Genomic DNA, 24,164 nt, shown 5'->3' with positions numbered 1-24,164 from the left:
CCGAAGGGTAGCGGATAGCGCCTCGTTCATCACCAACACCAACCCCCGGCGCCCGTGCCTTACAGGCACATCAGGAGTTTCAATGTCTCAAGCAAACCCCACGCGCGAAGATTTCGCAGCCCTTCTGCAGGAATCCTTTGCGTCCAACGATCTCGCCGAAGGCTATGTTGCCAAGGGTATCGTTACCGCGATCGAAAAGGACGTCGCCATCATCGACGTCGGCCTCAAGGTTGAAGGTCGCGTTCCGCTGAAGGAATTCGGTGCCAAGTCCAAGGACGGCACGCTGAAGGTCGGCGACGAAGTCGAAGTCTATGTCGAGCGCATCGAAAACGCGCTTGGTGAAGCCGTTCTGTCGCGCGAAAAGGCTCGCCGCGAAGAGAGCTGGGCCAAGCTCGAAGTCAAGTTCGAAGCCGGCGAGCGCGTCGAAGGCGTCATCTTCAACCAGGTCAAGGGTGGCTTCACCGTCGATCTCGACGGCGCCGTTGCCTTCCTGCCGCGTTCGCAGGTCGACATCCGTCCGATCCGCGACGTCACGCCGCTCATGCACAACCCGCAGCCCTTCGAAATCCTCAAGATGGACAAGCGTCGCGGCAACATCGTCGTTTCGCGCCGCACGGTCCTCGAAGAGTCCCGCGCCGAGCAGCGTTCTGAAATCGTTCAGAACCTCGAAGAAGGCCAGGTTGTTGACGGCGTCGTCAAGAACATCACCGATTACGGTGCGTTCGTCGACCTCGGCGGCATCGACGGCCTGCTGCACGTCACCGACATGGCCTGGCGCCGCGTCAACCATCCGTCGGAGATCCTGTCCATCGGCCAGCAGGTCAAGGTTCAGATCATCCGCATCAACCAGGAAACCCACCGCATCTCGCTCGGCATGAAGCAGCTCGAGTCGGATCCGTGGGATGGCATCGGCACGAAGTACCCGACCGGCAAGAAGATCTCCGGTACGGTCACGAACATCACCGACTACGGTGCGTTCGTCGAGCTGGAGCCGGGCATCGAAGGCCTGATCCACATCTCCGAAATGTCCTGGACGAAGAAGAACGTTCACCCCGGCAAGATCCTGTCCACGAGCCAGGAAGTCGACGTGGTCGTTCTCGAAGTCGACCCGACGAAGCGCCGCATCTCGCTCGGTCTCAAGCAGACCCTCGAGAACCCGTGGCAGGCCTTCGCGCACAGCCACCCGGCTGGCACGGAAGTCGAAGGCGAAGTCAAGAACAAGACCGAATTCGGTCTGTTCATCGGCCTCGAAGGCGACGTGGACGGCATGGTGCACCTCTCCGACCTCGACTGGAACCGTCCGGGCGAGCAGGTCATCGAGGAGTACAACAAGGGCGACGTCGTCAAGGCTGTCGTTCTGGATGTTGACGTCGACAAGGAGCGTATCTCGCTCGGCATCAAGCAGCTCGGCAAGGACTCGGTCGGCGACGCCGCCGCTTCCGGCGACCTGCGCAAGAATGCCGTCGTCTCGGCTGAAGTCATCGCGATCAACGACGGTGGCATCGAAGTGAAGCTCGTCGGCCATGAGGACCTCACGTCCTTCATCCGCCGCGCTGACCTTTCGCGTGACCGTGACGAACAGCGTCCGGAGCGTTTCTCGGTCGGCCAGACCGTCGACGCCCGCGTCCTGAGCTTCTCGAAGAAGGATCGCAAGATCCAGCTTTCGATCAAGGCTCTGGAAATTGCTGAAGAGAAGGAAGCCGTCGCACAGTTCGGTTCGTCCGACTCGGGCGCTTCGCTCGGCGACATCCTCGGCGCGGCTCTGAAGAACCGCAACAACGCCGAGTAAGCCTCGCTTGCTTTGAAATGAAGAGCCCGCGGAGAGCAATCTCCGCGGGCTTTTTCGTGGATCTCCGGTTCAGGTCCAGTATTCGCCAAGCTTCTGGTAGAACACGAGGCCGGGCTCGATGACGCCGACCATATCCGCCGTCTTTTCGCGCCGCCGCGCCATGTCGGGACTTTCCGGCTCGCTCTCACCGGTTTCGCCGTCCGCGTCCGCCGCGTGCTCTTCGCCGGACCGGTCATCGCCCTCCAAGCCGTCGTCTTCCGCCGCCTCTTCGCGCTCGGCCTCGCGGTCGTCTCGCCACTCGGTCTCGTCTTCCGCGGGAAGGTAGGGAACGAAGGCGAGGGGCACGCCTTCGCGCAGCGGCAATGCCGCCAGCAGCCGCTCGGGTGTCGCATCGGCGATTGTTGCCTGCGCGGCCTCGCGCGTCTGGGGCAGCGCAAGCGGCTTTCCGTCGTCGTCGGCGGCTTGCGGCAGAGAGGTCGGCTGCTGTGCCGCCTCCGTCGCCGACTTGGCGGACTTTGCCGCGCTTTCGACCGCCTCCTCGGGCAAATCCGCGGGGGCCAGTGCTATGTCCTGCTCTGCGGAAGGATCGAGCGGCCGATCGAGCAGGGCGCGCAAAAAGTTCGCCTCCTCCGGGGATAGGGTCTCCATCAACTGCGTCACCGCCTGCATCAGAAGGGCAGGCGGCATGTCGCGCGCAACGGCTTGCAGCACGGTGCGGGCGAGGACCTGGCCGACGGCAAGCTGGGCCCGCCCGGCCTGGCCCCCTCGCCGCGCGGCGGGCAGCGTCGTCTCGATGTCCTCGGCATCGCCCATATGGCGGGGGGCTGCTTCGATGGTCTCGACAGGCTGTCCGGCGGCGCGGCCGGCGGTGAGGGGCGGGCGGTTCTCGGCTTTCGGCAGGCTGCCGGGGTCGGCCGGCAGGCGGCTGGTCGCCGTCGCCGGCTGGCGGGCCGCATCCGCATCGCCTGTCCGGCCGGCGATGGTGCTGGGCCGGCCGGTATCGAGGTCGAACACGCGCTTCAGCGCCGACTGGAGGGCGCGGATATCGCCGGCCACGGGGTCGGCGAGCGGCGGCGTGCCCTGCCGTGCAACGGCCGCCAGCTGCTGCGCGGTCAGGCCCACCGGGCGCGCCTGCCGGTCGTTGGCCGGGGTGGACAGGGCTGCCGTGTTCACATTCGCCGCGATGATCGTGGCGAGCTTCTGCGCGTCCGGCCCGTTGGGATTGCGCACGATCTCCATGAGGGTTCGTGTCGGCATGGATGACAGCACGGTGTTGATCAGCTTCTCGACGGCAGGCCGCAGCTCCGGCGGCAGCTTGGCCAGGAGGTCGGCGAGCTTGCGGCCGTTTTCGCCCTCCCGTCCCGGCGCCGTCTTCAAGGCGGTAAGCAGCGTCTCGAGCAGGTCGCGGCCGGCATTCGGCTCCGCGGCGGGCGGCATGTGCTTCAGCATGGTCTCGATGAGGCGAAGCAGCACGTCTGCGCGCAGATTGGCAAGCGTGGCGGCGCTCGGCACCGGGCGGGCGGCGGCATCGGACGACACGCCCGCCGGAAGGGCGGGGGCGGTCTGGGCCGTGCCGGTCGTCGGTGCCACACGCGGTAGCATGCCTGCCTCCTTTGCCGATGCCCTGCGCACCGCAGGAGCTTGCCAAGAATGGTCCATCGTTCGTCGGATGGCGCATCATGCGCGACGCTGCTGCTGATGAGCTTCGACCCGGTGAACCGGGTATTCATGCGGGAGGCGGCGGGTAGACCGGCAATGCACTGAACCGCTGACTGGGCCGGACGGGAAAACCCTGGACTCCGAACAACCTGTGATTCCTACATTTGACAGTTCATGGTTAATGAAACACTAACGAACCCGGCAACGCGCCCTCACGCGCCGTCCGAAACGGCTCTTGCCCCTTATGCTCGGCTCGCGTAAATCTTCGCGGCACTTGCAGGCTGGAACTGCGGATGCGGCGGAGACCTTTCGATGAACCTCACCAACCTCATCCTCAACACCGACAGCTACAAGCTGAGCCATTACCTGCAATATCCGCCGGAAACGCGCGCGATCTCCTCCTATGTCGAGGCCCGCGGTCACTCCGATCACGCGGAAGTGGTGTTCTTCGGCTTGCAGATGTTCCTGAAGGCGTATCTCGCCAAGCCGGTGACGATGCAGGATGTGAACGAGGCCGAAGAAATCGTCCTCGCCCATGGCCTGCCGTTCAATCGCGAGGGATGGACGCATATCGTCAATCGCCACGGCGGTTACCTGCCGCTCCTCATCGAGGCGCTGCCGGAGGGCACGATGGTTCGCCGCGGCGTGCCGGTCGTGCAGGTGGTGAACACCGATCCCGCCTGCTACTGGCTGACATCCTATATCGAGACGGCGCTGCTGCGCGCCATCTGGTATCCCAGCACGGTCGCCTCGAGCTCCCGCAAGGTGAAGCAGATCATCCGGCCGATCCTGGAAAAGACCTGTGACGATCCCGATTCCGTCCTGCCCTTCCGCCTGCACGATTTCGGCGCGCGTGGCACGACGAGCCTGGAGCAGGCCGGCATCGGCGGCGCCGCGCATCTCGTCAACTTCATGGGCACGGATACGGTGACCGGGGTTCTCTATGCGCGCCGCTACTATGGTGCGCAGATGGCGGGCTTTTCCATTCCCGCCTCCGAACATTCGACCATGACCTCTTGGGGCCAGGACCGCGAGGCGGATGCCTACGCCAACATGATCGACAAGTTCGGCGCCAAAGGCCTCTATGCCGTGGTCTCCGACAGCTACGACATCAACAACGCCGTCGCGGAGATCTGGGGCAAGCAGCTGAAGGAGCGTGTGCAGACCGCCGGCGGCACCCTCGTCGTGCGCCCAGACAGCGGCGATCCGGTGGAAACGCCGGTGCAGGTGGTGCGCCAGCTCGCCTATGCCTTCGGCACGCATCTGAACGGCAAGGGCTACAAGGTCCTCGACAACAGCGTGCGCGTCATCCAGGGCGACGGCATCTCGTCGTCCGATATCGCGCTGATCCTCGGCCGGCTGGAAGCCTTTGGCTTTTCCGCCGAGAACATCGCATTCGGCATGGGCGCTGGCCTGCTCCAGCGCGTCAACCGCGACACCTATTCCTTCGCCATGAAGGCCAATGCCCGGCAGGATACATCAGGCACCTGGCACGACGTCTACAAGCGCCCGGCAACCATGAACCTGAAGGCTTCGAAGGCCGGCCGGCAGGCGGTGGTGGAAGGCTATATCGGGCTGGAGGCCGCCCGCGTCGATCAGCTCGCGGGCCGTGCCAACATGCTGCAGCCGGTGTGGCGCGACGGTGAGCTTCTACAGGACTGGACCTTCGACGCGGTACGCGCCCGCGCCGCCTGATCCCTTGCATCCGCGCGCCGGCCGCTCCATCTTTTCCCCATGACGGGAGATCGAAGATGACGGTTCGTCCGCCCCAGGCACTTGCCCCGTCCTTCACCAAGGAAACGGGCCTCAATATCCTTGAATATGAACTGATGTCGGAGCGGGCCGATTCGCTCGGCCGGCACGGGCTGAAGGTCGAGAAGGCACTGGCGCTGCTTTCCGAGCGCCTTGCCGCCGGATGCCCGCCCGAGGAACGCGAGGCCCTGCTCGACGATGCCGCCGACAAGGTCTGGGCGTTCTTCATTCAGCGCGAAATGTGCGGCCTGCGCAGCCAGAAGGACGCGATCAGCCGTTACGGCATTCCGCGCGAGGTCATCGCCCGGCTGGGGATCGTGCGCAAGAAGGCTTGAGCCTCAGGCGACGAGCTGGCGCGTGATCAGGTCGTAAATGCCGTTGTCGTCCACGCGCAATGCGAAGATTTCCTTCCTGGCATCTTCCCGCTCGGCCTTCTCCTCGTTGCCGGCGGCATCGAGGTTTCGCACCGCATCTTCCGTCGTTTCGACCTGGTCGCTCGTGTGCTCAGAAGAGGAGGCATTCGAGGAAGACGCCGTCTTTTCCGGGCCGTCGCTCGCCTGCGCACCGGCAGCCAAGAGCTGGATCGTGTCGAGGGCGTCCGTCGTCGCGTCGCCCGACGTCTTCGTCTCGGGCGTCGGTTTCGTCGCCTCCGCGTGGGCGCGACCGATGGCCTCCTGGAGGTCTTTCACATCGTCGAGCTTTTCGCCGGCTTCCAGCGCGCGGATCGTGTCTTCCCGCTCCTTGCGGACCTCCGCATCCTCCACGCGGGTCGGATCGGGCCGCACCCGTTCGAGCTTAAGCTCCTCGATGGATTTCGGATCGGCGGTATCCTCCAGACGCGCGAGGACCTTGCGCATCTCGGGCGTGAGGGACTTTTCATCCTGCGCCTTCTGCGCAAGGGCATCCTTCACGCGCTGGGCTTCGGCGCCGTAGGGGTTGCGGATGGCGGCAACGAGATCGGTGGCCTCGAGGCCGAGGTCATCCAGCCCGCTCTTCTGCTCGAGCGTCGAAACGGTCTCGGGCAGTTCGCCGCGCTGGCGTGTCAGCAGGTTGGAGAGGCGCTGCTCGAAATCCGCGTCCGGCTCATCCTCGCCCTGCGACACACCCGCCGCAGCGGCAAGGCGGGCGACGAGATTGGCGGCGGCATCGTCCGCGTTCCCCTTGATCGCCAGCTGCACGGCCGACAGGCTCGTGCCGAGCGCGGTAAGCGTTACATTCTGGTTGCTGCCCTTCGCCGGCAGGGAAATCTTTCCGATCAGCGCCAGCTGATCCGTGAGGCGCTGGGCGAATTGCCGGCCTGTCTCGCTGTCGCCCTGGCTGATGCCCAGCATCGCGCTGAAACGGGAGACCAGCTTGGCGAGCGTATCCTGGCCGCGGGCGTTGTTGCCGAAGAAGTGCTCGTTGATGCGCGCGTTGGCCTGCCGCGCGGTATCATCGGACGCGACCTGCGCCTGCTGGCGTTTCAGGACGTCGTCGTCCTTGCGCCCGCTCGCCTTCTCTGCTTCTTCGCGCCGGCGCTCCTCGAGCGTCTCGGCGATCGATTGCATGGCCGATACGGCCGCGCCTGCTTGCGCGCTCTGCAACGGTGTCAACATGGCAGCCTCCAGTCTCCCGGAGGATAGACCGGCCTCGTTAACCGGCCGTTAAGCCTGTAACGCCTGATTTCCGGGGCTCTCGGCCGCCGGAAAGGCTCAGCTGTGCGCGAAAATGTCCGTCTCTTCCCAGCCGAGCAGGTCCAGCTTGGCGCGGGTCGGCAGGAAGGCGAAGCAGGCTTCGGCATGGGCAAGCCGACCGTCACGCACGAGGCGGGCATTCAGCTTGTCGCGCAGCGCATGCAGATGCAGCACATCCGAGGCGGCATATTCGAGCTGCGCGGGCGAAAGCGTCTCCGCGGCCCAGTCAGACGACTGCTGCTGCTTGGAAATGTCGACGTCGAGCATTTCCTTGAGATTGTCCTTCAGGCCATGACGGTCGGTATAGGTCCGCGTGAGGCGCGAGGCGATCTTGGTGCAGAAGACCGGCGTGGTGGTGACGCCGAAGGTGTGGAACAGCACTGCGATGTCGAAGCGGCCATAGTGGAAAATCTTCTGGCGGGACGGATCGGCGAGCATGGCGACGAGGTTCGGCGCATCCTTCTGGCCTGCGGCGATGCGGATGACATCGGCCGTGCCGTCGCCGGGAGACAGCTGCACCACGCACAGCCGGTCACGGCGCGGGATGAGGCCGAGCGTCTCCGTGTCGATGGCGATGGCGCCGGTATAGCGCGCGGCATCCGCCGCCGAAATGTCGCCTTCATGATACCGGATTGCACTTGCCATGAAAAACCCCATCTATGTCTTAGCTGTCGAATTATCCGCAGGCCTATAGCGCATGTTGCCAGCCAGCGGTATCTCTTTATGGATTGCGAAAGGCCGGCTTTGCCGGGAAGACGATGAAGATAAGCGCCGCCCTCGTCATGATAGCCGTTCTGGCGTCCCCGCCCGTCGTGCAGGCGCAGGTGTTCGAAAACCTGCCCGGCGTGGTGCCGAGCGATGCGACCGACGCCTATAGCAGCAAGGGTGACATGGTCTGCGAGCAAAAGGTGGATGTGCGCCGCAGCGGCAGCCGCCACTGGCTCCCGCGCGATGTCTATGTCTGCGAGAAGAACGGCATTTCGTCGAGCAGCACCGTGCTCCCGCCGTCCAGCATCCGCGCGCTGCGCGGCCTCGGCTACTAGTCGCGGCCCTTCGGTTCTCGTGCTACCACTCGTGTGGAACGATCCGGAGGAGACATGACCGACAACAGCCTGCCATTGGTGATCAGCGCGCCCGAGCCGCGCACACTGGACCTTATCTTCACGCCCGCGGCGCGCGCCGAGCTGCACCGCACCTACCGCATCGTCGAGGCCGATCCCGACAATATCGCCGGGCTCGGTGACGCGGTGCTGGCGCAGACGCGCTACATCATCGGCCAGCCGCCGCTGTCGGCCGAGACGCTGGCCCGGATGCCGGCGCTGCGCGCCATCCTGAATGTCGAGAGCAACCTCATCAACAACATGCCCTATGAGGTGTTGTTCGCGCGCGGTATCCATGTCGTGACGACGGGGCAGGTCTTTGCCGAGCCGGTCGCCGAGCTCGGGCTTGCCATGGCGCTGAACCTCGCGCGCGGCGTGATCGATGCGGATGTGGATTTCCGCGAGGGCCGTGAATTGTGGGGCGGGGAGGGCAATGCCTCCGCACGGCTTCTGTCCGGGTCGGATATCGGTATCGTCGGCTTCGGCGATCTCGGGCGTGCGCTGAACCGCGTGCTATCCGGCTTCCGCGCGAGGATCCGCGTGTTCGATCCCTGGCTGCCGCCGTCGCTGCTGCGGGAAGCGGGCACCGAGCCGGCGTCCCTTGCGGATGTCCTCACCATGAGCGACTTCGTTTTCGTCGTGGCATCGGTGACCAGCGACAACAAGGGCTTTCTGGGCGCTGACGCCTTTGCCTCGATGCGCAAGGGCGCGGCCTTCATCCTGCTCAGCCGCGCCGACGTGGTGGACTTCCCGGCGCTGATGAATGCCGTCGGCTCCGGGCATATCGTGGCGGCAAGCGATGTCTATCCCGAGGAGCCCTTGCCGCTCGACCATCCGGTGCGCCGTCTCAAGGGTTTCGTGCGTTCCGCCCACCGGGCCGGCGCGCTCGACGTCGCCTTCAAGAGGATGGGCGACATGGTGCTGGAGGATATGGCGCTGATGGATCGCGGCCTGCCGCCGATGCGCTGCAAGCGCGCCGAGCGCGAAACCGTATCGCGCATGCGCTCCAAACCGGTGAGCGTCAACTGATGCAAAAGGCCGTGGCGGTGTCCCGCCACGGCCTTTTGTTTCGCAAGGGAAAATCAGGCCCGCTTGATCACCTTGATCAGCACGAGCAGGACCACCGCACCGATCGTCGCATGGAGGATGGCGGCGAGGATGCCGCTGCCCAGGCTGACGCCGATGGCGGGAAAGAGGAAACCGGCGATGAAGGCGCCGACGATGCCGACGACGATGTTGCCGATAAGGCCAAAGCCGAAGCCCGACACGATAAGGCCTGCGAGCCAGCCGGCAATGGCGCCGACGATCAGAAATACGAGAATGCTTTCGATGCCCATGATGTGCTCCCTATGACAGCTGAAGTCTGTCGGGACTGAATCTGGCAGTCTCTGCAAGGAAAGCAAGGGGCTGGCAGCGAAATCTCGCCGCTCAGAAGACCCGTACTTTTCCAGGCGTGCGCGTCGCGTCTATGTCGATCAGAAGATAGATTGCCGCAAGCGTGGTTGCTGCAATCAAAGTGGCGCCCAGCCCCAGAACAATCATTGTCCGTTCCTTCTGACGTCATTGCCAGTTGAGGACTTGTTGTACGCGCGCGAGCTTGCGCGGGGCTGATGTGAGAGGAAGCCACGTTAATTTTAGCAAAGCCAGAAGCTGCCAATGAACTATTAACCTTCAGGCAAGGAATTAACCATAAACATGGCTTTACACGTCGGAATGGGAAAATCGCCTTTTCTCACCCAGGCATGATGCCGAACCGTCGTACCGGGTCTGAGCCGGTATTCGAGTCTCATCGAATTTGATCATGGATCGACGGGCGGCATGCTCGTGCGCCGGAATTCAGGCGGCACGCCGCCGCGTGGCCACGGCCCGCGGGCCGGCCTTCTCCCCATGTGACAGTTCAGACGTCCGCCCGAAACGGCGGCCGGGCATTGTTGGTTTGGAGCGGATTGGTGCAGGAAATGCCGGCAGAACAGGCTCGAACGGGACAGGCAGCCAGCCTGCGCGACCGTTTGCGTTTTGCCGGGATGGAGACCACCCACGGCGATGCGCTGCGCCGCCACCGCCAGACCCTCGAGCGTCACGTCGAAACCGCGCTGCGCGATCTTTTCCAGCGTTTCCAGACATTCCCCGATGCCGCCAGGCATTTCCAGAGCGAGCGCCAGATCGATCGCCTCCACGATCTCCAGAGCGCGCATTGGAACGTGCTGACCGACGCCCGCTTTGACGGGCTTTATGCCGAGCGGGTCAAGGTTCTCTCCGACAGCGAAAGCCAGATGGGCCTCGATCCGCGCTGGCGCATCGCCGGCCACGCGGTCGTCATGGAGACGGTCGTCAACGGGCTGATCGAGGAATACTGGCCGAAATCCATCCTGCCCGGCGCCGGCAAGGCCCGTCGCAAGGAACTGTCCGAGCTCGTTTCCGCCTTCCTGCGCACGGCGATGATCGATGCGGAGATCGGTGTGTCGCTCCGCTTCAACGAATTGCGCCACAGCCACCACAAGGCGCTCGCCGAGCAACGCCGCGAAGACCGCGCCGAACTCGACCGAGTCTTCGGCGATACGATCCGGGGCCTTTCCCAGCTTGATTTTTCGGGCCGCGTCTCAGGCGAGATGCCCGATGCCTGGCGCGACATGGCGGAGACCCTGAACGCAGCGCTTGGTGAAATCCAGGCGCATCTTTCCTCGGCCGCCGCGCGCGCTGCCGAAGGCGATCGTCTTGCCGGCACGCTTGCCGATGGCGCCCATGCGCTTTCCGTCCGCTCGGGTGAGCAGTCGGCCACCCTGCTGGAGACCGCAAACGCACTTGGCGGCATCGTCGAACGCGTTCGCCAGACGCTTGCCGAAACCCGCAAGGCGCAGTCCGCCGCGCTGGCGACGCAGGATTCGGTCACCCGGAGCGGCAGCATCGTCGGCGAGGCCATGTCGGCCATGGCCGATATCGAGGCTTCCGCCGAGAAGATCGGCCAGATCATCGGCGTGATCGACGAGATCGCCTTCCAGACGAACCTTCTCGCGCTCAATGCCGGCATCGAGGCCGCGCGCGCCGGCGACAGCGGCCGCGGTTTCGCCGTTGTGGCGCAGGAAGTGCGCGCGCTTGCCCAGCGCTCCGCTGATGCCGCGCGTGAGATCAAGCAGCTGGTGACGGGCACGAAGGCGCAGGTCGAAGCGGGCGTCGAGCACGTCCACCGCACCCAGGATGCCATCGGCAGCATCGTCCGGCAGGTCGAAGGCATCAACGAAGCGATCACCGGCATCGTGCGCGAAAGCGCCGTCGATGCCGAGGGGCTGGAAGGCGTGGCCGCCGGTATCGACCGCGCGGGCCGCGCGCTCGAAACCGATGCCGGGGATGCCGGCCGCGTCGGCGCCATGGGCGGCGATCTTCACACGGTCATCCTGGAGCTCGGCCGCACGATCCGCGCATTCCGCGTCGCCGCACCCCGCGAGGAGCGCGCCGAGCGTCTTGCACAAGCGGCGCCGCGTGCCGTTGCGCGGGATATTCCGGCTCCGGCCGCTCCGCTCGATCTGCTGACGGCGCGGGCCGTCGGCCATGGAGGTTGAGATGACGAGCAGACGTCCCCGTCACTGGTTCTCCACGGCGCGCAGCCGGTCCTCGGAGGAAAACCAGCCGCCCGCACCGCGCAACACAATCTCGGTTTCGCTCAGACGCAGACAAGGAACACCGTAATGGCGAGCAAGAAAGCCGCTCAGAAAAGTCTAAGCCTTGCCCCGGTTCTCGATCTCAACGAGGCGACGGCGCTGCATGCGCAGCTCATGGGCCTCAAGGGCGGCCCCCTCGTCATTGACGCTTCGGCCGTCGAGCGCGTCGGTGCGCTCTGCGCGCAGGTTCTCATGGCCGGCGCGAAGAGCTGGGAAGAAGACAAGCAGCCGTTCACCTTCGCCAAGGTGTCCGAGCCGTTCATGAAAACCATGCAGCTTATCGGCGTGAACATTGATCACTTGCTGGCACAGGAGGCTAGGCAATGAAGAAGAAAGTACTGACCGTGGATGACTCCCGGACAATCCGGAACATGCTTCTCGTCACGCTCAACAATGCGGGCTTCGAGACCATCCAGGCCGAAGACGGTGTCGAGGGCCTCGAGGTTCTGGAAACCTCCAATCCCGATGTCATCGTGACCGACATCAACATGCCGCGCCTTGACGGCTTCGGCTTCATCGAGGGCGTTCGCCGCAATGAGAAGTTCCGCGCGATCCCGATTCTCGTCCTGACGACGGAAAGCGATGCGGAGAAGAAGAACCGCGCACGCCAGGCCGGCGCCACGGGCTGGATCGTCAAGCCGTTCGACCCGACCAAGCTGATCGACGCAATCGAGCGCGTAACCGCCTAATTCACGAAGTCCGGGATTCCTGCCGATGGATATGAACGAAATCAAAGAGATCTTCTTCCAGGAGTGCGAAGAGCAGCTCGCGGAATTGGAATCCGGGCTTTTGAAGCTGAATGACGGCGACCGCGATCCCGAAACGGTCAACGCCGTTTTCCGCGCTGTCCATTCGATCAAGGGCGGCGCCGGCGCCTTCGGTCTCGACGATCTCGTCTCGTTCGCCCATGTGTTCGAGACGACGCTGGATTGCGTTCGATCCAACAAGCTGGAACCGACCCAGGATGTCCTGAAGGTCATGCTGAAATCCGCCGACGTGCTGGCGGACCTCACCAATGCCGCCCGTGACGGCGGCAGTGTCGATGAAGCGCGCAGCCGCACGCTCATCCGGGAACTGGAGGCGCTCGCGCACGGCGAGACGCACGCCGCGGAACCCGCTGCACCGAAGCCGGTTGCTGCCGCATCGAAGCCGGCCGAACCCGCACCGGTCGTCGCAAAGCCCGACGTCAATGACGAGGGTTTCCAGCCGATCCCGTTCTCCTTCGGCGATTTCGACGACGAGCCGGCTGCGCAATACGTTCCGACCTGCCAGATCGTCTTCCGGCCCAACCGGGAACTCTATGCCAAGGGCAACGAAGCCGTACTCCTGCTGCGCGATCTTTCCCGCCTCGGCGAGATGAGCGTCTACTGCGACATGGACAGGCTGCCGCCGCTGGACAAGATGAACCCGGAGGAAGCCTATTTCTCCTGGAAGGTGTCCGTCACCACCGACAAGGGCGAGGACGGCGTGCGCTCCGTCTTCGAATTTGCCGAATGGGACTGCGAACTCGATGTCCGCACGATCGAGGAAGAGATCGTGGGTGACGCGGCCGACGATGACGAGCCGCCGATGCAGGCCGTTCCTTTCGATCTTTCGCTGCTCGAGGACGGCCCGGCCGCCGGCGGCGAGGAAGAGCCCGTTGCCAGCGAAAGCGACGCGGCGGCCGCCATTGCCGCCGCCGACACCGCCAGCAAGGTCGCACAGGTCGCAAGCCGCGCCGCCGAAAACGCCAAGGCGGCAGCCGCAGCGGCCACGGCCGCGCAGGCAAACCAGGCGTCCGCTGCCGGCCAGACCATCCGTGTCGACCTCGATCGCGTCGACCGCCTGATCAACCTCGTCGGCGAGTTGGTCATCAACCAGGCCATGCTCTCGCAGAGCGTCGTCGAGAACGACAACAACGGCGTCAGCTCCATCAATATGGGCCTCGAGGAGCTGCAGCAGCTCACCCGCGAGATCCAGGATTCGGTGATGGCGATCCGCGCGCAGCCGGTAAAGCCGGTGTTCCAGCGCATGGCCCGCACCGTTCGTGAAATCGCCGACATCACCGGCAAGTCCGTTCGCCTCATCACCGAGGGCGAGAACACCGAAGTCGACAAGACCGTCATCGACAAGCTCGCCGAGCCGCTGACGCACATGATCCGCAATGCGGTTGACCACGGCCTGGAAATGCCGGAGAAGCGCGAGGCGCTCGGCAAGAACCCCGAAGGCACGGTCCGCCTGACCGCGAAGCACCGCTCGGGCCGCATCGTCATCGAGCTTGCCGATGACGGCGCCGGCATCAACCGCGAGAAGGTGCGCCAGAAGGCGATCGACAACGACCTGATCGCCGCCGATGCGAACCTGTCCGACGAGGAAATCGACAACCTGATCTTCCACGCCGGCTTCTCCACCGCCGACAAGGTGTCGGACCTCTCCGGCCGCGGCGTCGGCATGGATGTGGTCAAGCGCTCGATCCAGGCGCTCGGCGGGCGCATCTCCATCTCGTCCAAGCCCGGCCAGGGTTCGGTCTTCACCATGAGCCTGCCGCTGACGCTCGCCGTGCTCGACGGCATGGTGGTGACGGTCGCCGGCCAGACGCTCGTCGTGCCGCTCACGGCCATCGTCGAGACGCTCCAGCCGGAAGCCTCCGCCATTCATTCGTTCGGCGCCTCGCAGCGGCTCATCTCGATCCGCAATTCGTTCTGCCCGCTGGTGGATGTCGGACGGATCCTCAATTTCCGTTCTACGCAGGCCAACCCGATGGACGGCGTTGCGCTCCTCGTGGAATCGGAAGGCGGTGGCCAGCGCGCCCTCATGGTCGATGCGATCCAGGGTCAGCGCCAGGTCGTCATCAAGAGCCTCGAGGCCAACTACACCCACGTTCCCGGCATCGCGGCTGCGACCATCCTGGGCGACGGACGGGTGGCTCTTATCCTTGACGTCGACGCCGTTGTCGCCGCGTCCCGCGGCCAGCCCCTTCGCCAAGACATCTCGCTTGCTGCCACCGGTTGAGACGCCATGACGTACGCGGTCAAGAATCTCATCGACGGACATGAACTGATCGCCTTTAGGATCGGCGACCAGGAATTCTGCGTGAACATCATGTCCGTGCGGGAAATCCGTGGATGGACCCCGGCGACGCCGATGCCGCACGCACCGCCGCATGTGCTCGGCGTGATCAACCTGCGTGGCGCGGTGCTGCCCATCATCGACATGTCGCAGCGTCTCGGCATGAAGCGCACCGAGCCGACCGTCCGCCATGTCATCATCGTCGCGCAGGTTGGACCGGCGGCGGTGGGGCTGCTCGTGGATGCAGTGTCGGACATCCTGACCATCACGGACGAAAACATCCAGCCCACGCCCGACATCGCGAACGAGACGGAGAAGGCCTATGCGCGCGGCATTCTCGCGATCGAAGGCCGCATGATCTGCCTCATCGACCTCGGCGTCCTGTTCCCGCATATCGAAAGTGAAGCCGCATGACCTATTCTCCGGCCATCGATACAAGGCAATCTCCGGACGAATGCCTCGCAAGCGGCGAGTATCCGCTGACGCGTCGCGACCTCTCCGAGATCGCGGCGATGATCTATGCGGATGCCGGCATCTACCTCAACGAGACGAAGGCCTCGCTCGTCTATTCGCGCCTGTCGAAGCATATCCGCCAGCTCGGCCTCAAGGGCTTCCGGGACTATTGCGCGCTTGTGTCCTCTCCGGAGGGTGCCGGCCCGCGCAAGGAGATGCTGTCGCATCTGACGACGAATTTCACGCGCTTCTTCCGTGAGAACCATCATTTCGAGCATCTTCGCAGCGATGTGCTGCCGGAGCTCCTTGCCCGTGCGCGCAACGGCGGCCGCGTGCGCATCTGGTCGGCGGCCTGCTCCGACGGGCAGGAACCCTACTCGATCGCCCTTACGGTACTCTCGATGATGCCGAATGCGGCGGATTACGATTTCCGCATCCTGGCGACCGATATCGACCCCAAGATCCTGGCGATCGCCCGCTCCGGCGCCTATGACGCGACGGCGCTCGAAACCGTCGAACCGGCGATGCGCAAGCAGTTCTTCCGCGAGACCGAGATCGCCGGCCGCCAGAAATGGCAGATCGACGACCGGGTGAAGCGCCTCATTACCTTCAACGAACTGAACCTGATGGCCCAGTGGCCGTTCAAGGGGCCGTTCGATGTCATCTTCTGCCGCAACGTCGTCATCTATTTCGACGAGCCGACGCAGGTGCGGATATGGTCCCGCTTCGCCGACATGCTCGCCGACAACGGCCATCTTTACATCGGTCATTCCGAGCGCGTTTCGGGCGATGCGAAGGGGCAGTTCGACAATATCGGCATCACGACCTACCGCTACACGGGCAAGAACAGGGGGAGGGGCGCATGACGGCACCCGCACGCGTACTTGTCGTCGACGATTCACCGACCATGCGCGGCCTGATCACGGCCGTGCTCAACGCCGATCCCGACGTGACCGTCATCGGCCAGGCCGGCGACGCGATGGAAGCCCGCAACGCGATCAAGCAGCTCGATCCCGATGTCGTGACGCTCGACATCGAGATGCCGAACATGAACGGGCTGGAGTTTCTCGACAAGATCATGAAGCTTCGCCCCATGCCGGTGATCATGGTCTCGACCCTGACCCATCGCGGTGCCGAAGCGTCCTTGATGGCGCTGGAGATCGGCGCGTTCGATTGTGTCGGCAAGCCGCAACCGGGCGAGGTTCGTCCCTTCAGCGACCTTGCAGAGAAAGTGAAGGCGGCCGCCCGCTCGCAGCGCCGGTTGCGCACCGATCCGCCGCCCATCGCGCCAGTCGCGGTGCATGCCAGTCCCAGCACCTACAGGCCTGGCCGCAAGATCATCGCCATCGGCGCGTCGACGGGTGGCGTCGAAGCGTTGATCACAGTTTTGCAGAAATTTCCGGTGAACTGCCCGCCGACCGTCATCACCCAGCACATGCCGTCGACCTTCACCAAGAGCTTCGCCGACCGTCTGAACAGGCTCTGCGCGCCCGTCGTGCAGGAGGCCACGGACGGCGCGCGCCTGGAAATCGGCAAGATCTACCTGGCACCCGGTGGCGAGCGTCACCTGCAGGTCGCCAATCCGCACGCCCCCTGTTGCCGTCTCGTGGACCGCGATCCCGTCAACGGTCACCGTCCTTCGGTGGATGTGCTGTTCGATTCGGTTGCGGAACTTGCCGGCCGCAACGCTGTCGGCGCCATTCTCACCGGAATGGGCCGGGACGGTGCGGCGGGACTTTTGAAGATGCGCCACGCCGGGGCGCGGACCATCGGCCAGAATGAGAAAACCTGCGTGGTTTATGGAATGCCCAGGGTCGCTTTCGAGCTGGGCGCCGTGGAACACCAGTTTCCACTCTCCTCCATCGGCGAGGAAATCCTGAAGATCACTGCGGCCATAGAGAAGGAAGCGAACAATGTCTCTCGCTGAAAAAATAAAAGTCCTGATCGTCGACGATCAGGTGACCAGCCGTCTGCTTCTGGGTGATGCCCTGCAGCAGCTCGGCTTCAAACAGATCACGGCGGCCGGCGACGGTGCGCAGGGCATGGCCATCATGACCCAGCAGCCGCACCATCTCGTCATCTCCGACTTCAACATGCCGAAGATGGACGGGATCGAGTTCCTCCAGGCGGTGCGGTCCAACCCCACCACCAAGAAGGCGGCCTTCATCATCCTCACCGCGCAGGGCGACCGCGCGCTGGTACAGAAGGCGGCCGCGCTCGGTGCGAACAACGTTCTGGCCAAGCCATTCACCATCGAAAAGATGAAGGCGGCGATCGAAGCCGTGTTCGGGGCATTGAAATGATATCAGATGCCGCGGCCCGCCGCGTCCACGTCATCCAGGGCGAGTACAAGGTCGTCAACGATCCGAATGTGGTGTTGACCACCATCCTCGGTTCGTGCGTGGCCGCCTGCATGCGTGACCCGGTCGTTGGCGTCGGCGGCATGAACCATTTCCTGCTGCCGGGCTCTGCCGGGGCGCTTGCCTCGGGCGGTGACGCCACACGCTACGGCGTCCACCTGATGGAGCTGTTGATAAACGGCATGCTCAAGCAGGGCGCGCGACGCGACCGGCTGGAGGCAAAGATCTTCGGCGGAGCAAGGACGATGGCGCGCTTCTCCAATGTCGGGGAGCAGAATGCGCTCTTCGCGCGGCAGTTCCTGACGGATGAAGGCATCAAGATCGTCGGCGAAAGTACGGGTGGCGAATACGGCCGAAAGTTGGAATACTGGCCTTCGTCGGGCCGCGCCCGGCAATATGCGCTGACGGGCGTGGAGATGCAGAAGACGGTGGCGCTGGAACAGCGTCCCGTGCCTGTCGCCAAACCGGCGGAAAGCTCGATCGAATTCTTCTGAGCGGCGGGGGCGTCGCGAGGAAATGCAAGTGTGACGTGATTGCGTACCGGCAGTGGCAACAGCGCCGCCGGGCGTCGACGGGAGAAGGGTCCCCCATGAAAGCCGAGTATCTGACGACAGCGAGTGTGATGGAGGAAGCCCTTCCTGATGTCCTCATGCGGATCGTTTCCGAGTTGCACGACGTCGCCTACCTGATAGAGCGCATCGAGCCGCAGCTCGCTGCCGTGCATGGCGAGGCCTCCGCCGACGATGCCGAGCGCATGATGGTGTTGCAGGGCCTGGACCTCGCCGTCCAGAAGACGCGGGGGCTTGCGGAATTCATCGATACGATCACCGGCAGCATTCCCGGGGGGTGGATCGTCGATGTCACCACGGCGCTCAATCTCGTGAAGCTTGCGGATATGCAGAAGGCGCTGAGCAACGGAACCCGGCATGGACACTCCCAGCCGCTCGGCAAGGCTGTCGGCGATTTCGAAGCCTTCTGATTGATCTGAAACGGTAATTCTCGATGTGTAGCGGCGCCGGACAGGCGCCGTTTTTGTTTTCCCGCACTCTTCGCAGGCGCAGCACCGCCATGTTCGCGCAAGTTTCGCCGTCTAGTCTCCATCCCGGATCAGTCAGGTCCGCGTATTCCATGGAGCAGATCGGCGTGCGGAAATGCCGGTCCCGTTCCACGAGATTGAAAATGCGTCTGAACGCGCCGGCATGTTGCCCGGCAGGCAGGCGACTAGTCCGTGCGGGAACAGAATGAATCTGTTGGAACAGTTGACGAAAGTCTACAAGAACCTGGCTTCGCTGGGGCAGGCGAAACTCGCGATGCTCGCAGGGGCCGCGGTGGTGTCGATCGGCCTGGTGCTTGCCGCCGGTATCCTTGTGAACAAGCCCGCCTACGAGACGCTTTATGTCGGTCTGGAAAAGTCCGATGTGAACCAGATCAGCATGGCTCTCGCCGAGGCCAGCATCGATTTCAACACGGGAACGGACGGTGCCAGCATCGCGGTTCCCGTCGGCCAGACCGGCAAGGCCCGGCTCTATCTCGCCGAGCGCGGCCTGCCGAGCAGCGCCAATTCCGGTTACGAACTCTTCGACAAGGTCGGTTCTCTCGGTCTCACCTCCTTCATGCAGGAGGTGACGCGCGTTCGTGCCCTCGAGGGCGAAATCGCCCGCACCATCCAGCAGATCAGCGGCATCGCCGCAGCCCGCGTCCATATCGTGATGCCGGAGCGCGGCAACTTCCGCAAAGCCGACCAGGTTCCGACAGCCTCCGTCATGATCCGCGCCAGCGCGCAGGCCGGGCGCGAATCGGCGGCTGCGATCCGCCACCTGGTCGCCGCATCCGTTCCAGGCCTCGAGGTGGATGGCGTGACCATTCTCGATTCGGCCGGCCAGCTCCTGGCGTCCGGCGACGATCCTGAAAAGGGCATGCTCAATCGCTCGCTGACCGCCGTACAGACGGTGCAGAGCGAGATGGAACGCAATATCGAGAAGGCGCTCGCACCCTTCCTCGGCATGGACAATTTCCGCGCCAGCGTGACCGCCGCGCTCAACACCGATACCCAGCAGATCCAGGAAACCGTCTACGATCCGGAATCGCGCGTCGAGCGCTCCGTGCGTGTGACGCGCGAAAGCCAGAAGTCCAAGCAGCAGGCCACCAACAAGGCCGCGACCGTCGAGCAGAACATTCCGCAGGGCGGCCCGCAGGGCAACGGTGACGGTCCGCAGTCGAGCGACGAGGCGGACAAGAAGGAAGAGCAGACCAACTACGAGATCAACAGCAAGACGGTCGCCACCGTGCGTAACGGCGTTGCGGTGGAGAAGCTGTCCGTCGCCGTCGTCGTCAACCGCGCCCGCATTGCCGCCATGGTGGGCGAACCCGCCGATCAGGCGAAGATCGACGCCTATCTCGCGGATATGCAGAAGATCGTCTCCTCCGCGGCCGGCCTCAACGCCGATCGTGGCGACGTCGTCACCATCACCGCGATGGAATTCCTCGACCACCAGCTGCTGGACGATGCGGTGCCTGGCCCGGGCGTCATGGAAGTGCTGACGCGCAATCTCGGCGGCATCATCAATGCGCTTGCCTTCGTCGGCGTGGCTTTCCTGGTCGTATGGTTCGGCCTGCGCCCTGCGGTCCGCTCGGTGACGGGCGGCGGTGCCGGGGCCAATGCGCTCGAAAGCGATGCGGCCGGCCTCGAACTGCCGGACTTCTCTCCTGCCGCCGGCATCGGCGGCCCGGGCGCCACCCTCATGGATGGCTTCGGCGCGGACTTCGGCTTCGACAGCACCGACGATCTTCTCAATGCCGGCGACGACGGCGAGGGCGCCTTCAACCGTCGCGTCAAGGAAGGCCCGGAACGTCGCCTCAGCCGCATGGTCGAGATCAGCGAAGAGCGTGCCGCAAAGATCCTGCGCAAGTGGTCCGCAGAAAAAGAAGCCGCCTGACCGCCTGTCACACGAAAACGTCTCCAAGAGCGCGGCCCCAACCGGGTCGCGTTCTGCTTTTCGTACCGGGATTTGTGTGTTTTTTGGCGGCGAAGTGTTGCGCCGGCGCAACATTTTCGGCGCTGAGTTCGCGGCATTTCCTTCAAGATTGCGCCCATTTTGGGACGCCGCCATTCACGGACGCGTGAATGCGAAAAAAATTTTGCGCTGCGATAGCAGCTGGTGCCGGGTGTGTATCACCGGATTTTCCTGATTTAGGGTTTCCCGAAATACGGGCGAGGGCAACGCGCAGAAAATAATGAATGGTTAACAAATGGTTAACCGCTCAGTTCATTCCTGCCGGGGCAGCGCCACAAAAAGCAAATCACCTGCGCGAAGGCGATTCACAGAAGCCGGCAAAAGTAAATCCCGAGAAGGGGGCCATGGTCTTTGAAGGAGGTCGATGTACACTTTAGTTACTGATTCGTTTGGTGATTCCCGTCGATGCGGCCTGATCGGAAAACAGATTCGGACGGTTCCGAACTGTGACGATAAGGAGGCGGGGTCTTCCAGTCGGGATCGGAACAGGGGGCTATCATGGAAACGATGCGGTCGGATGCAGCGGCCTGGGAATCTTATGGATTCTCCGCCGAATCTGGTGAGCGTAAGAGTGCGCGTGAAATTCTTCTTCAGGAGCTTGGGCGCTGTGCGGATCCCGCCGGCCTTTCGCCGGGACTGAAGGCATTAACCGATTACGTCAGCGCGTCGCATTATCTTCTCGTCCGGCACGACGCCTCGCCCGAAGCGGGCCTCGATGTCGTCGTCGCGTCCGACTGGCCGTTCGACATGGTGCGCGGCATTGCCCGGACGGTGGGGGCATCCCAGTCGCGGATGAGCGAGCTGGAAAAGTGCTTTTCCCTCCTCAAACCGTGCTTCCACCATCTGGCCGACAACGTGGCGGTGCCGAGAGGCGTCAGCCGTGAATATTGCGTCATCGCATTCCATGTCGGGCGGGTGCGCATGTCGCTCCTTCTCCTCTTTCCGGAGCATTTCATCCTCTCCCAGAGCAAGCTGCGCGATGTCGGCATCATGACCGGCTACTTCGCGAGCGTTTGCTGCGAAGGCGCCATCCTCCGGCAGGACCGGGATATGGAGTTGACGGACCGGGAGATCGAATGCCTCTACTGGATCGCGGAGGGCAAGACGAGCGGCGAGATCGCCGTCATTCTCGGCATCTCGCGCAACACGATCAACAACTACATCACCAGCGTCATGCGCAAGACGGCGACGAAGACCCGGTCGGAGGCGATCGCCTGGGCCGTTCGTCACAGCCTGGTGTGAGGAGGAGCGTCGTGGAAATCCAGCTCTCCGCCCCGCTCATCTCCGAAGCCGAAATCCGCCTGGCCCGGCCGCCGAAATCCGTGCGCGCGGCCGATTTCGTCTCCCGCCTCCAGGTCATGCAGACGGTGCTCGGCGCCGAGCACTTCGCCGTGCTGCGCCTCTCGGGCCAGGGCCTGCCCACCGCACGCAAGTTCAGGCTCGCGCTGCACAACTGGGCCCAGGATGTCGACCGCAAGGCCGACCAGCTGCTGGGCGCCTACGATGCGGCGATGCTGGCGCATCTGGAAGCCTCCATGCTGCCCCTTATCTGGGAAGGCGCCGGCGGCAACCAGTTCGCCGTGGCGGGCGCCGAGCTCTTCACCGCGCGCCTGCCGGCCGGGGTGCTGCCGTGGTCGGGCATAGCCTTTCCTGTCAGGCTCGGCGCTCAGGGGAACGGCTACGTCGTCTTCATCGGCAACTTCATCGCACCGTCCGGCGACCTGACGGTGGACCTGCACATGCAGAGCTGCCAGATCCTGATCGACATGCTGGCCGCAGACGAGAAGAAGCTCACGCCCGCGGAGGCCCTGAGCGAACGCGAGATCGCCTGCCTCCAGATGGCGGGTGACGGCTGCATTTCCGAGGTGATCGCCGAGAAGATGGGCCTTTCCGTGCACACGGTGAACGCCTATCTCGGAACGGCGACGACGAAACTCGACGCCGTCAACCGCATCCAGGCCATCGCGAAGGCCATCCGGCTCGGCTACATCACCTGATGATGCCAAGCGGCCATGCAGGCGCATGGTCGTGGCCTCTGCCGTGCGTTTAATGGGCGTGATGAGACGCCGCGTCGCCCTTCACGTAGCGCGCTTCCTGCAGGCTTCTGCGCAGGAAATCCGTGTTGTCATTGGGGTCGGCGGCCGGGTCGCTGAAGGCGACATGCGTGACTTCGACACCCGCGACATCCTTCTGGAGCATCAGGCGCGCATAGACGGTCACGCCCTGCGGACGGATCTCCATGTCCAGCGTCACCTCCGGCTCCGTATCCCAGTCGAGGCGATAGTCGCCGCCGGCGCCGAAATTGATGGTGCCGGGCAGGAAATAGAGTTCGGCGGCCGAAGAGACCAGATCGGCCAGGTTCCCGTAGCACTCGAAACGCAACAACGACACGAGATCGGCGGCATCGAGCAGTCTGAGCTCAGTGGCGACCGGGCAGATTGCTTCGGCAACAATCTTCTCGCGTTCTGCGGAATAGGTGCATTTTCTCATCGGATTTAATTTACCCGTCTGGTCTGGGGCGAAGCTGCATAAACCCGGTGAATCAGCTCCGCCACTGCTTTGTAGAACACCGGCGGAATGACACTATCCACCGAGACTTGCGCAAACATTGAGCGTGCGAGCGGCGGATCTTCGAAAACGGGTATGCCATTCTCCTCCGCAATCTCGCGGATCTTGAGGGCGATGAGGTCCTGGCCCTTGGCCACCACGACCGGCGCGTCGCCTTCCTCCCTGACATATCGCAGCGCGACCGCGAAGTGAGTCGGGTTGGCGATGACGAGGGTGGCGCGCGGCACCGCGGTGATCATGCGGCGGCGGATGCGGTCGCGCTGGATGGAGCGCATGCGTGCCTTGACGATCGGGTCGCCCTGCGCCTGCTTCATTTCCTCCTTCACCTCCTGCTTCGTCATCATGAGCTCGGTGAACCAGTGATGGCGCGTCCAGGCGAAGTCGATGGCGGCAATGATGGCGGTGGCGAAGAGGATGATCAGCAGGACCTTGTTGACGTCCGAACCCATCATGTAGAGCAGGGTTGCGGGCTCGGAGAACATCGTGTCGAGCGACGAGAAGTAGTTGGTCTGCATCATGATGCCGACGACCAGCGACACGAGCATGATCTTGATCAGCGACTTCACGAATTCGACAAGCCCCTGCTTGCCGAAGAGGCGGGTGAGGCCCTTGATCGGGCTCAGCCGGTTCATCTGCGGCCGCACGCGCTCCAGTACGGGGCTCGGCAGGTTCTGGAAGACTGACGAGGCAACGCCAAAGACCATCATCATGATGAGGATGGGCAGGAGAAGGCCGCCCGCTTCCCAGCCGAGATGGCGGAAGATGGCGATGACGTCCGTGCCGGATTTCAGGTTCCAGGCTTCGGGCTGTTCGAAGAAATCCCGCAGCGTCTCGTTCATCCGCGCCACGCCGCCGGGCAGGAAGAAGACGAGATAGACATAGATGGCGAGCGTCGAGGCGAAGATCGTGACCTCGCGGGAGAACGGCGTGTTGCCTTTCTCCATGGCGTCGCGAATCTTCTTCTCGGTCGGAAGCTCTGTTTTGCTGTCCTTGTCGTCGTCGTCAGCCACTCGCGCGCTCCGGCTTGATCAGCCTGCCAGAAAAGCAGGCGGCCCGAACCCCCACAGGAGATTCGGGCCGAAAATACGCTCG

General features: G+C 63.9%; 24 protein-coding genes. 18 read left to right on the top strand and 6 right to left on the bottom strand.

What is annotated here, in order from left to right:
- Positions 1-82 precede the first annotated feature (82 nt).
- A complete protein-coding gene (gene rpsA, locus B5M41_RS20185; protein WP_134649648.1) occupies positions 83-1,789 on the top strand; it encodes a 30S ribosomal protein S1 in 1,707 nt (568 codons plus the stop codon).
- Positions 1,790-1,858: 69 nt separating this feature from the next.
- Here rpsA and B5M41_RS20180 read toward each other — a convergent pair whose 3' ends face one another.
- A complete protein-coding gene (locus B5M41_RS20180) occupies positions 1,859-3,391 on the bottom strand; it encodes a hypothetical protein (RefSeq protein WP_167719126.1) in 1,533 nt (510 codons plus the stop codon).
- A 369-nt stretch (positions 3,392-3,760) separates the two neighbouring features.
- Here B5M41_RS20180 and B5M41_RS20175 point away from each other — a divergent pair, with 369 nt between their 5' ends.
- Both B5M41_RS20175 and B5M41_RS20170 read left to right on the top strand, forming a co-directional pair.
- On the top strand, positions 3,761-5,143 hold the full coding sequence (locus B5M41_RS20175) for a nicotinate phosphoribosyltransferase (protein WP_134649649.1): 1,383 nt from the start codon (positions 3,761-3,763) through the stop codon (positions 5,141-5,143).
- 56 nt (positions 5,144-5,199) lie between these two features.
- Positions 5,200-5,535 (top strand): DUF6665 family protein, encoded by a 336-nt coding sequence (locus B5M41_RS20170; protein WP_134649650.1) that lies wholly within the window; start codon positions 5,200-5,202, stop codon positions 5,533-5,535.
- Between the two features lie 3 nt (positions 5,536-5,538).
- Here B5M41_RS20170 and B5M41_RS20165 read toward each other — a convergent pair whose 3' ends face one another.
- Positions 5,539-6,795: a hypothetical protein gene (locus tag B5M41_RS20165; RefSeq protein ID WP_134649651.1), complete on the bottom strand. Its 1,257-nt coding sequence runs from the start codon at positions 6,793-6,795 to the stop codon at positions 5,539-5,541.
- A gap of 96 nt (positions 6,796-6,891) precedes the next feature.
- Positions 6,892-7,518, bottom strand: coding sequence for a ribonuclease D (locus tag B5M41_RS20160; RefSeq protein WP_134649652.1), 627 nt, complete (start codon positions 7,516-7,518; stop codon positions 6,892-6,894).
- Positions 7,519-7,631: 113 nt separating this feature from the next.
- On the opposite strand from B5M41_RS20160, the gene B5M41_RS20155 reads away from it, so the two are divergent.
- Positions 7,632-7,916, top strand: coding sequence for a hypothetical protein (locus tag B5M41_RS20155; RefSeq protein WP_134649653.1), 285 nt, complete (start codon positions 7,632-7,634; stop codon positions 7,914-7,916).
- A gap of 54 nt (positions 7,917-7,970) precedes the next feature.
- Complete coding sequence (locus tag B5M41_RS20150) at positions 7,971-9,002, top strand: hydroxyacid dehydrogenase (protein ID WP_134649654.1); 1,032 nt, start codon at positions 7,971-7,973, stop codon at positions 9,000-9,002.
- Positions 9,003-9,055: 53 nt separating this feature from the next.
- On the opposite strand, the gene B5M41_RS20145 is transcribed toward B5M41_RS20150, so the two are convergent.
- A complete protein-coding gene (locus B5M41_RS20145) occupies positions 9,056-9,310 on the bottom strand; it encodes a GlsB/YeaQ/YmgE family stress response membrane protein (RefSeq protein WP_134649655.1) in 255 nt (84 codons plus the stop codon).
- 621 nt (positions 9,311-9,931) lie between these two features.
- On the opposite strand from B5M41_RS20145, the gene B5M41_RS20140 reads away from it, so the two are divergent.
- The 13 genes from B5M41_RS20140 (at position 9,932) to visR (ending at position 22,501) form a co-directional block, all read left to right on the top strand.
- Positions 9,932-11,530: a globin-coupled sensor protein gene (locus B5M41_RS20140; RefSeq protein WP_134649656.1), complete on the top strand. Its 1,599-nt coding sequence runs from the start codon at positions 9,932-9,934 to the stop codon at positions 11,528-11,530.
- 126 nt (positions 11,531-11,656) lie between these two features.
- Positions 11,657-11,956 carry an STAS domain-containing protein gene (locus tag B5M41_RS20135; protein WP_134649657.1) on the top strand — a complete coding sequence of 100 codons (300 nt, stop codon included), beginning with the start codon at positions 11,657-11,659 and terminating at the stop codon, positions 11,954-11,956.
- Complete coding sequence (cheY1, locus tag B5M41_RS20130) at positions 11,953-12,318, top strand: chemotaxis response regulator CheY1 (protein ID WP_134649658.1); 366 nt, start codon at positions 11,953-11,955, stop codon at positions 12,316-12,318. The genes B5M41_RS20135 and cheY1 overlap by 4 nt, the downstream gene beginning before the upstream one ends.
- Before the next feature lie 25 nt (positions 12,319-12,343).
- Positions 12,344-14,620, top strand: coding sequence for a chemotaxis protein CheA (locus B5M41_RS20125; RefSeq protein ID WP_134649659.1), 2,277 nt, complete (start codon positions 12,344-12,346; stop codon positions 14,618-14,620).
- Positions 14,621-14,626: 6 nt separating this feature from the next.
- Complete coding sequence (locus B5M41_RS20120) at positions 14,627-15,091, top strand: chemotaxis protein CheW (RefSeq protein ID WP_134649660.1); 465 nt, start codon at positions 14,627-14,629, stop codon at positions 15,089-15,091.
- Positions 15,088-15,996 carry a protein-glutamate O-methyltransferase CheR gene (cheR, locus tag B5M41_RS20115; RefSeq protein ID WP_134649661.1) on the top strand — a complete coding sequence of 303 codons (909 nt, stop codon included), beginning with the start codon at positions 15,088-15,090 and terminating at the stop codon, positions 15,994-15,996. The genes B5M41_RS20120 and cheR overlap by 4 nt, the downstream gene beginning before the upstream one ends.
- Entirely contained in the window at positions 15,993-17,057 is a 1,065-nt protein-coding gene (gene cheB, locus B5M41_RS20110; RefSeq protein ID WP_134649662.1) for a protein-glutamate O-methylesterase CheB, read from the top strand. Before cheR ends, cheB begins: the two co-directional genes overlap by 4 nt.
- Entirely contained in the window at positions 17,044-17,433 is a 390-nt protein-coding gene (locus B5M41_RS20105; protein ID WP_134649663.1) for a response regulator, read from the top strand. Before cheB ends, B5M41_RS20105 begins: the two co-directional genes overlap by 14 nt.
- Positions 17,430-17,984: a chemoreceptor glutamine deamidase CheD gene (gene cheD, locus B5M41_RS20100; protein WP_134649664.1), complete on the top strand. Its 555-nt coding sequence runs from the start codon at positions 17,430-17,432 to the stop codon at positions 17,982-17,984. The genes B5M41_RS20105 and cheD overlap by 4 nt, the downstream gene beginning before the upstream one ends.
- A 95-nt stretch (positions 17,985-18,079) precedes the next feature.
- A complete protein-coding gene (gene cheT, locus B5M41_RS20095; protein WP_134649665.1) occupies positions 18,080-18,469 on the top strand; it encodes a chemotaxis protein CheT in 390 nt (129 codons plus the stop codon).
- 262 nt (positions 18,470-18,731) lie between these two features.
- On the top strand, positions 18,732-20,426 hold the full coding sequence (gene fliF, locus B5M41_RS20090) for a flagellar basal-body MS-ring/collar protein FliF (RefSeq protein WP_134649666.1): 1,695 nt from the start codon (positions 18,732-18,734) through the stop codon (positions 20,424-20,426).
- Between the two features lie 576 nt (positions 20,427-21,002).
- Positions 21,003-21,746: a transcriptional regulator VisN gene (gene visN, locus B5M41_RS20085; RefSeq protein WP_134649667.1), complete on the top strand. Its 744-nt coding sequence runs from the start codon at positions 21,003-21,005 to the stop codon at positions 21,744-21,746.
- Between the two features lie 17 nt (positions 21,747-21,763).
- Positions 21,764-22,501, top strand: a complete 738-nt coding sequence (gene visR / locus B5M41_RS20080; RefSeq protein WP_230640243.1) for a transcriptional regulator VisR — start codon at positions 21,764-21,766, stop codon at positions 22,499-22,501.
- Positions 22,502-22,550: 49 nt separating this feature from the next.
- Here visR and B5M41_RS20075 read toward each other — a convergent pair whose 3' ends face one another.
- Complete coding sequence (locus B5M41_RS20075) at positions 22,551-22,994, bottom strand: hypothetical protein (RefSeq protein WP_134649668.1); 444 nt, start codon at positions 22,992-22,994, stop codon at positions 22,551-22,553.
- A 5-nt stretch (positions 22,995-22,999) separates the two neighbouring features.
- On the bottom strand, positions 23,000-24,082 hold the full coding sequence (gene flhB, locus B5M41_RS20070) for a flagellar biosynthesis protein FlhB (RefSeq protein WP_134649669.1): 1,083 nt from the start codon (positions 24,080-24,082) through the stop codon (positions 23,000-23,002).
- Positions 24,083-24,164 lie beyond the last annotated feature (82 nt).

This window comes from Shinella sumterensis, assembly GCF_004514425.2.
In the GTDB taxonomy this organism is placed as follows: domain Bacteria; phylum Pseudomonadota; class Alphaproteobacteria; order Rhizobiales; family Rhizobiaceae; genus Shinella; species Shinella sumterensis.
The sequence above is the reverse complement of the archived record's forward strand: the minus strand, read 5'-3'. Positions and strand labels throughout refer to the sequence as shown.

What these genes read in the sequence shown, in the direction of transcription:
- B5M41_RS20175 (WP_134649649.1), top strand. Translation starts at nt 3,761, where the DNA reads ATGAACCTCACCAACCTCATCCTCAACACCGACAGCTACAAGCTGAGC.
- B5M41_RS20150 (WP_134649654.1), top strand. Translation starts at nt 7,971, where the DNA reads ATGACCGACAACAGCCTGCCATTGGTGATCAGCGCGCCCGAGCCGCGC.
- cheT (WP_134649665.1), top strand. Translation starts at nt 18,080, where the DNA reads ATGAAAGCCGAGTATCTGACGACAGCGAGTGTGATGGAGGAAGCCCTT.
- B5M41_RS20135 (WP_134649657.1), top strand. Translation starts at nt 11,657, where the DNA reads ATGGCGAGCAAGAAAGCCGCTCAGAAAAGTCTAAGCCTTGCCCCGGTT.
- B5M41_RS20105 (WP_134649663.1), top strand. Translation starts at nt 17,044, where the DNA reads ATGTCTCTCGCTGAAAAAATAAAAGTCCTGATCGTCGACGATCAGGTG.
- fliF (WP_134649666.1), top strand. Translation starts at nt 18,732, where the DNA reads ATGAATCTGTTGGAACAGTTGACGAAAGTCTACAAGAACCTGGCTTCG.
- rpsA (WP_134649648.1), top strand. Translation starts at nt 83, where the DNA reads ATGTCTCAAGCAAACCCCACGCGCGAAGATTTCGCAGCCCTTCTGCAG.
- B5M41_RS20140 (WP_134649656.1), top strand. Translation starts at nt 9,932, where the DNA reads ATGCCGGCAGAACAGGCTCGAACGGGACAGGCAGCCAGCCTGCGCGAC.
- cheD (WP_134649664.1), top strand. Translation starts at nt 17,430, where the DNA reads ATGATATCAGATGCCGCGGCCCGCCGCGTCCACGTCATCCAGGGCGAG.
- B5M41_RS20120 (WP_134649660.1), top strand. Translation starts at nt 14,627, where the DNA reads ATGACGTACGCGGTCAAGAATCTCATCGACGGACATGAACTGATCGCC.
- B5M41_RS20155 (WP_134649653.1), top strand. Translation starts at nt 7,632, where the DNA reads ATGAAGATAAGCGCCGCCCTCGTCATGATAGCCGTTCTGGCGTCCCCG.
- cheY1 (WP_134649658.1), top strand. Translation starts at nt 11,953, where the DNA reads ATGAAGAAGAAAGTACTGACCGTGGATGACTCCCGGACAATCCGGAAC.
- B5M41_RS20165 (WP_134649651.1), bottom strand. Translation starts at nt 6,795, where the DNA reads ATGTTGACACCGTTGCAGAGCGCGCAAGCAGGCGCGGCCGTATCGGCC.
- B5M41_RS20160 (WP_134649652.1), bottom strand. Translation starts at nt 7,518, where the DNA reads ATGGCAAGTGCAATCCGGTATCATGAAGGCGACATTTCGGCGGCGGAT.
- cheR (WP_134649661.1), top strand. Translation starts at nt 15,088, where the DNA reads ATGACCTATTCTCCGGCCATCGATACAAGGCAATCTCCGGACGAATGC.
- visN (WP_134649667.1), top strand. Translation starts at nt 21,003, where the DNA reads ATGGAAACGATGCGGTCGGATGCAGCGGCCTGGGAATCTTATGGATTC.
- cheB (WP_134649662.1), top strand. Translation starts at nt 15,993, where the DNA reads ATGACGGCACCCGCACGCGTACTTGTCGTCGACGATTCACCGACCATG.
- B5M41_RS20170 (WP_134649650.1), top strand. Translation starts at nt 5,200, where the DNA reads ATGACGGTTCGTCCGCCCCAGGCACTTGCCCCGTCCTTCACCAAGGAA.
- B5M41_RS20075 (WP_134649668.1), bottom strand. Translation starts at nt 22,994, where the DNA reads ATGAGAAAATGCACCTATTCCGCAGAACGCGAGAAGATTGTTGCCGAA.
- B5M41_RS20145 (WP_134649655.1), bottom strand. Translation starts at nt 9,310, where the DNA reads ATGGGCATCGAAAGCATTCTCGTATTTCTGATCGTCGGCGCCATTGCC.
- B5M41_RS20180 (WP_167719126.1), bottom strand. Translation starts at nt 3,391, where the DNA reads ATGCTACCGCGTGTGGCACCGACGACCGGCACGGCCCAGACCGCCCCC.
- B5M41_RS20125 (WP_134649659.1), top strand. Translation starts at nt 12,344, where the DNA reads ATGGATATGAACGAAATCAAAGAGATCTTCTTCCAGGAGTGCGAAGAG.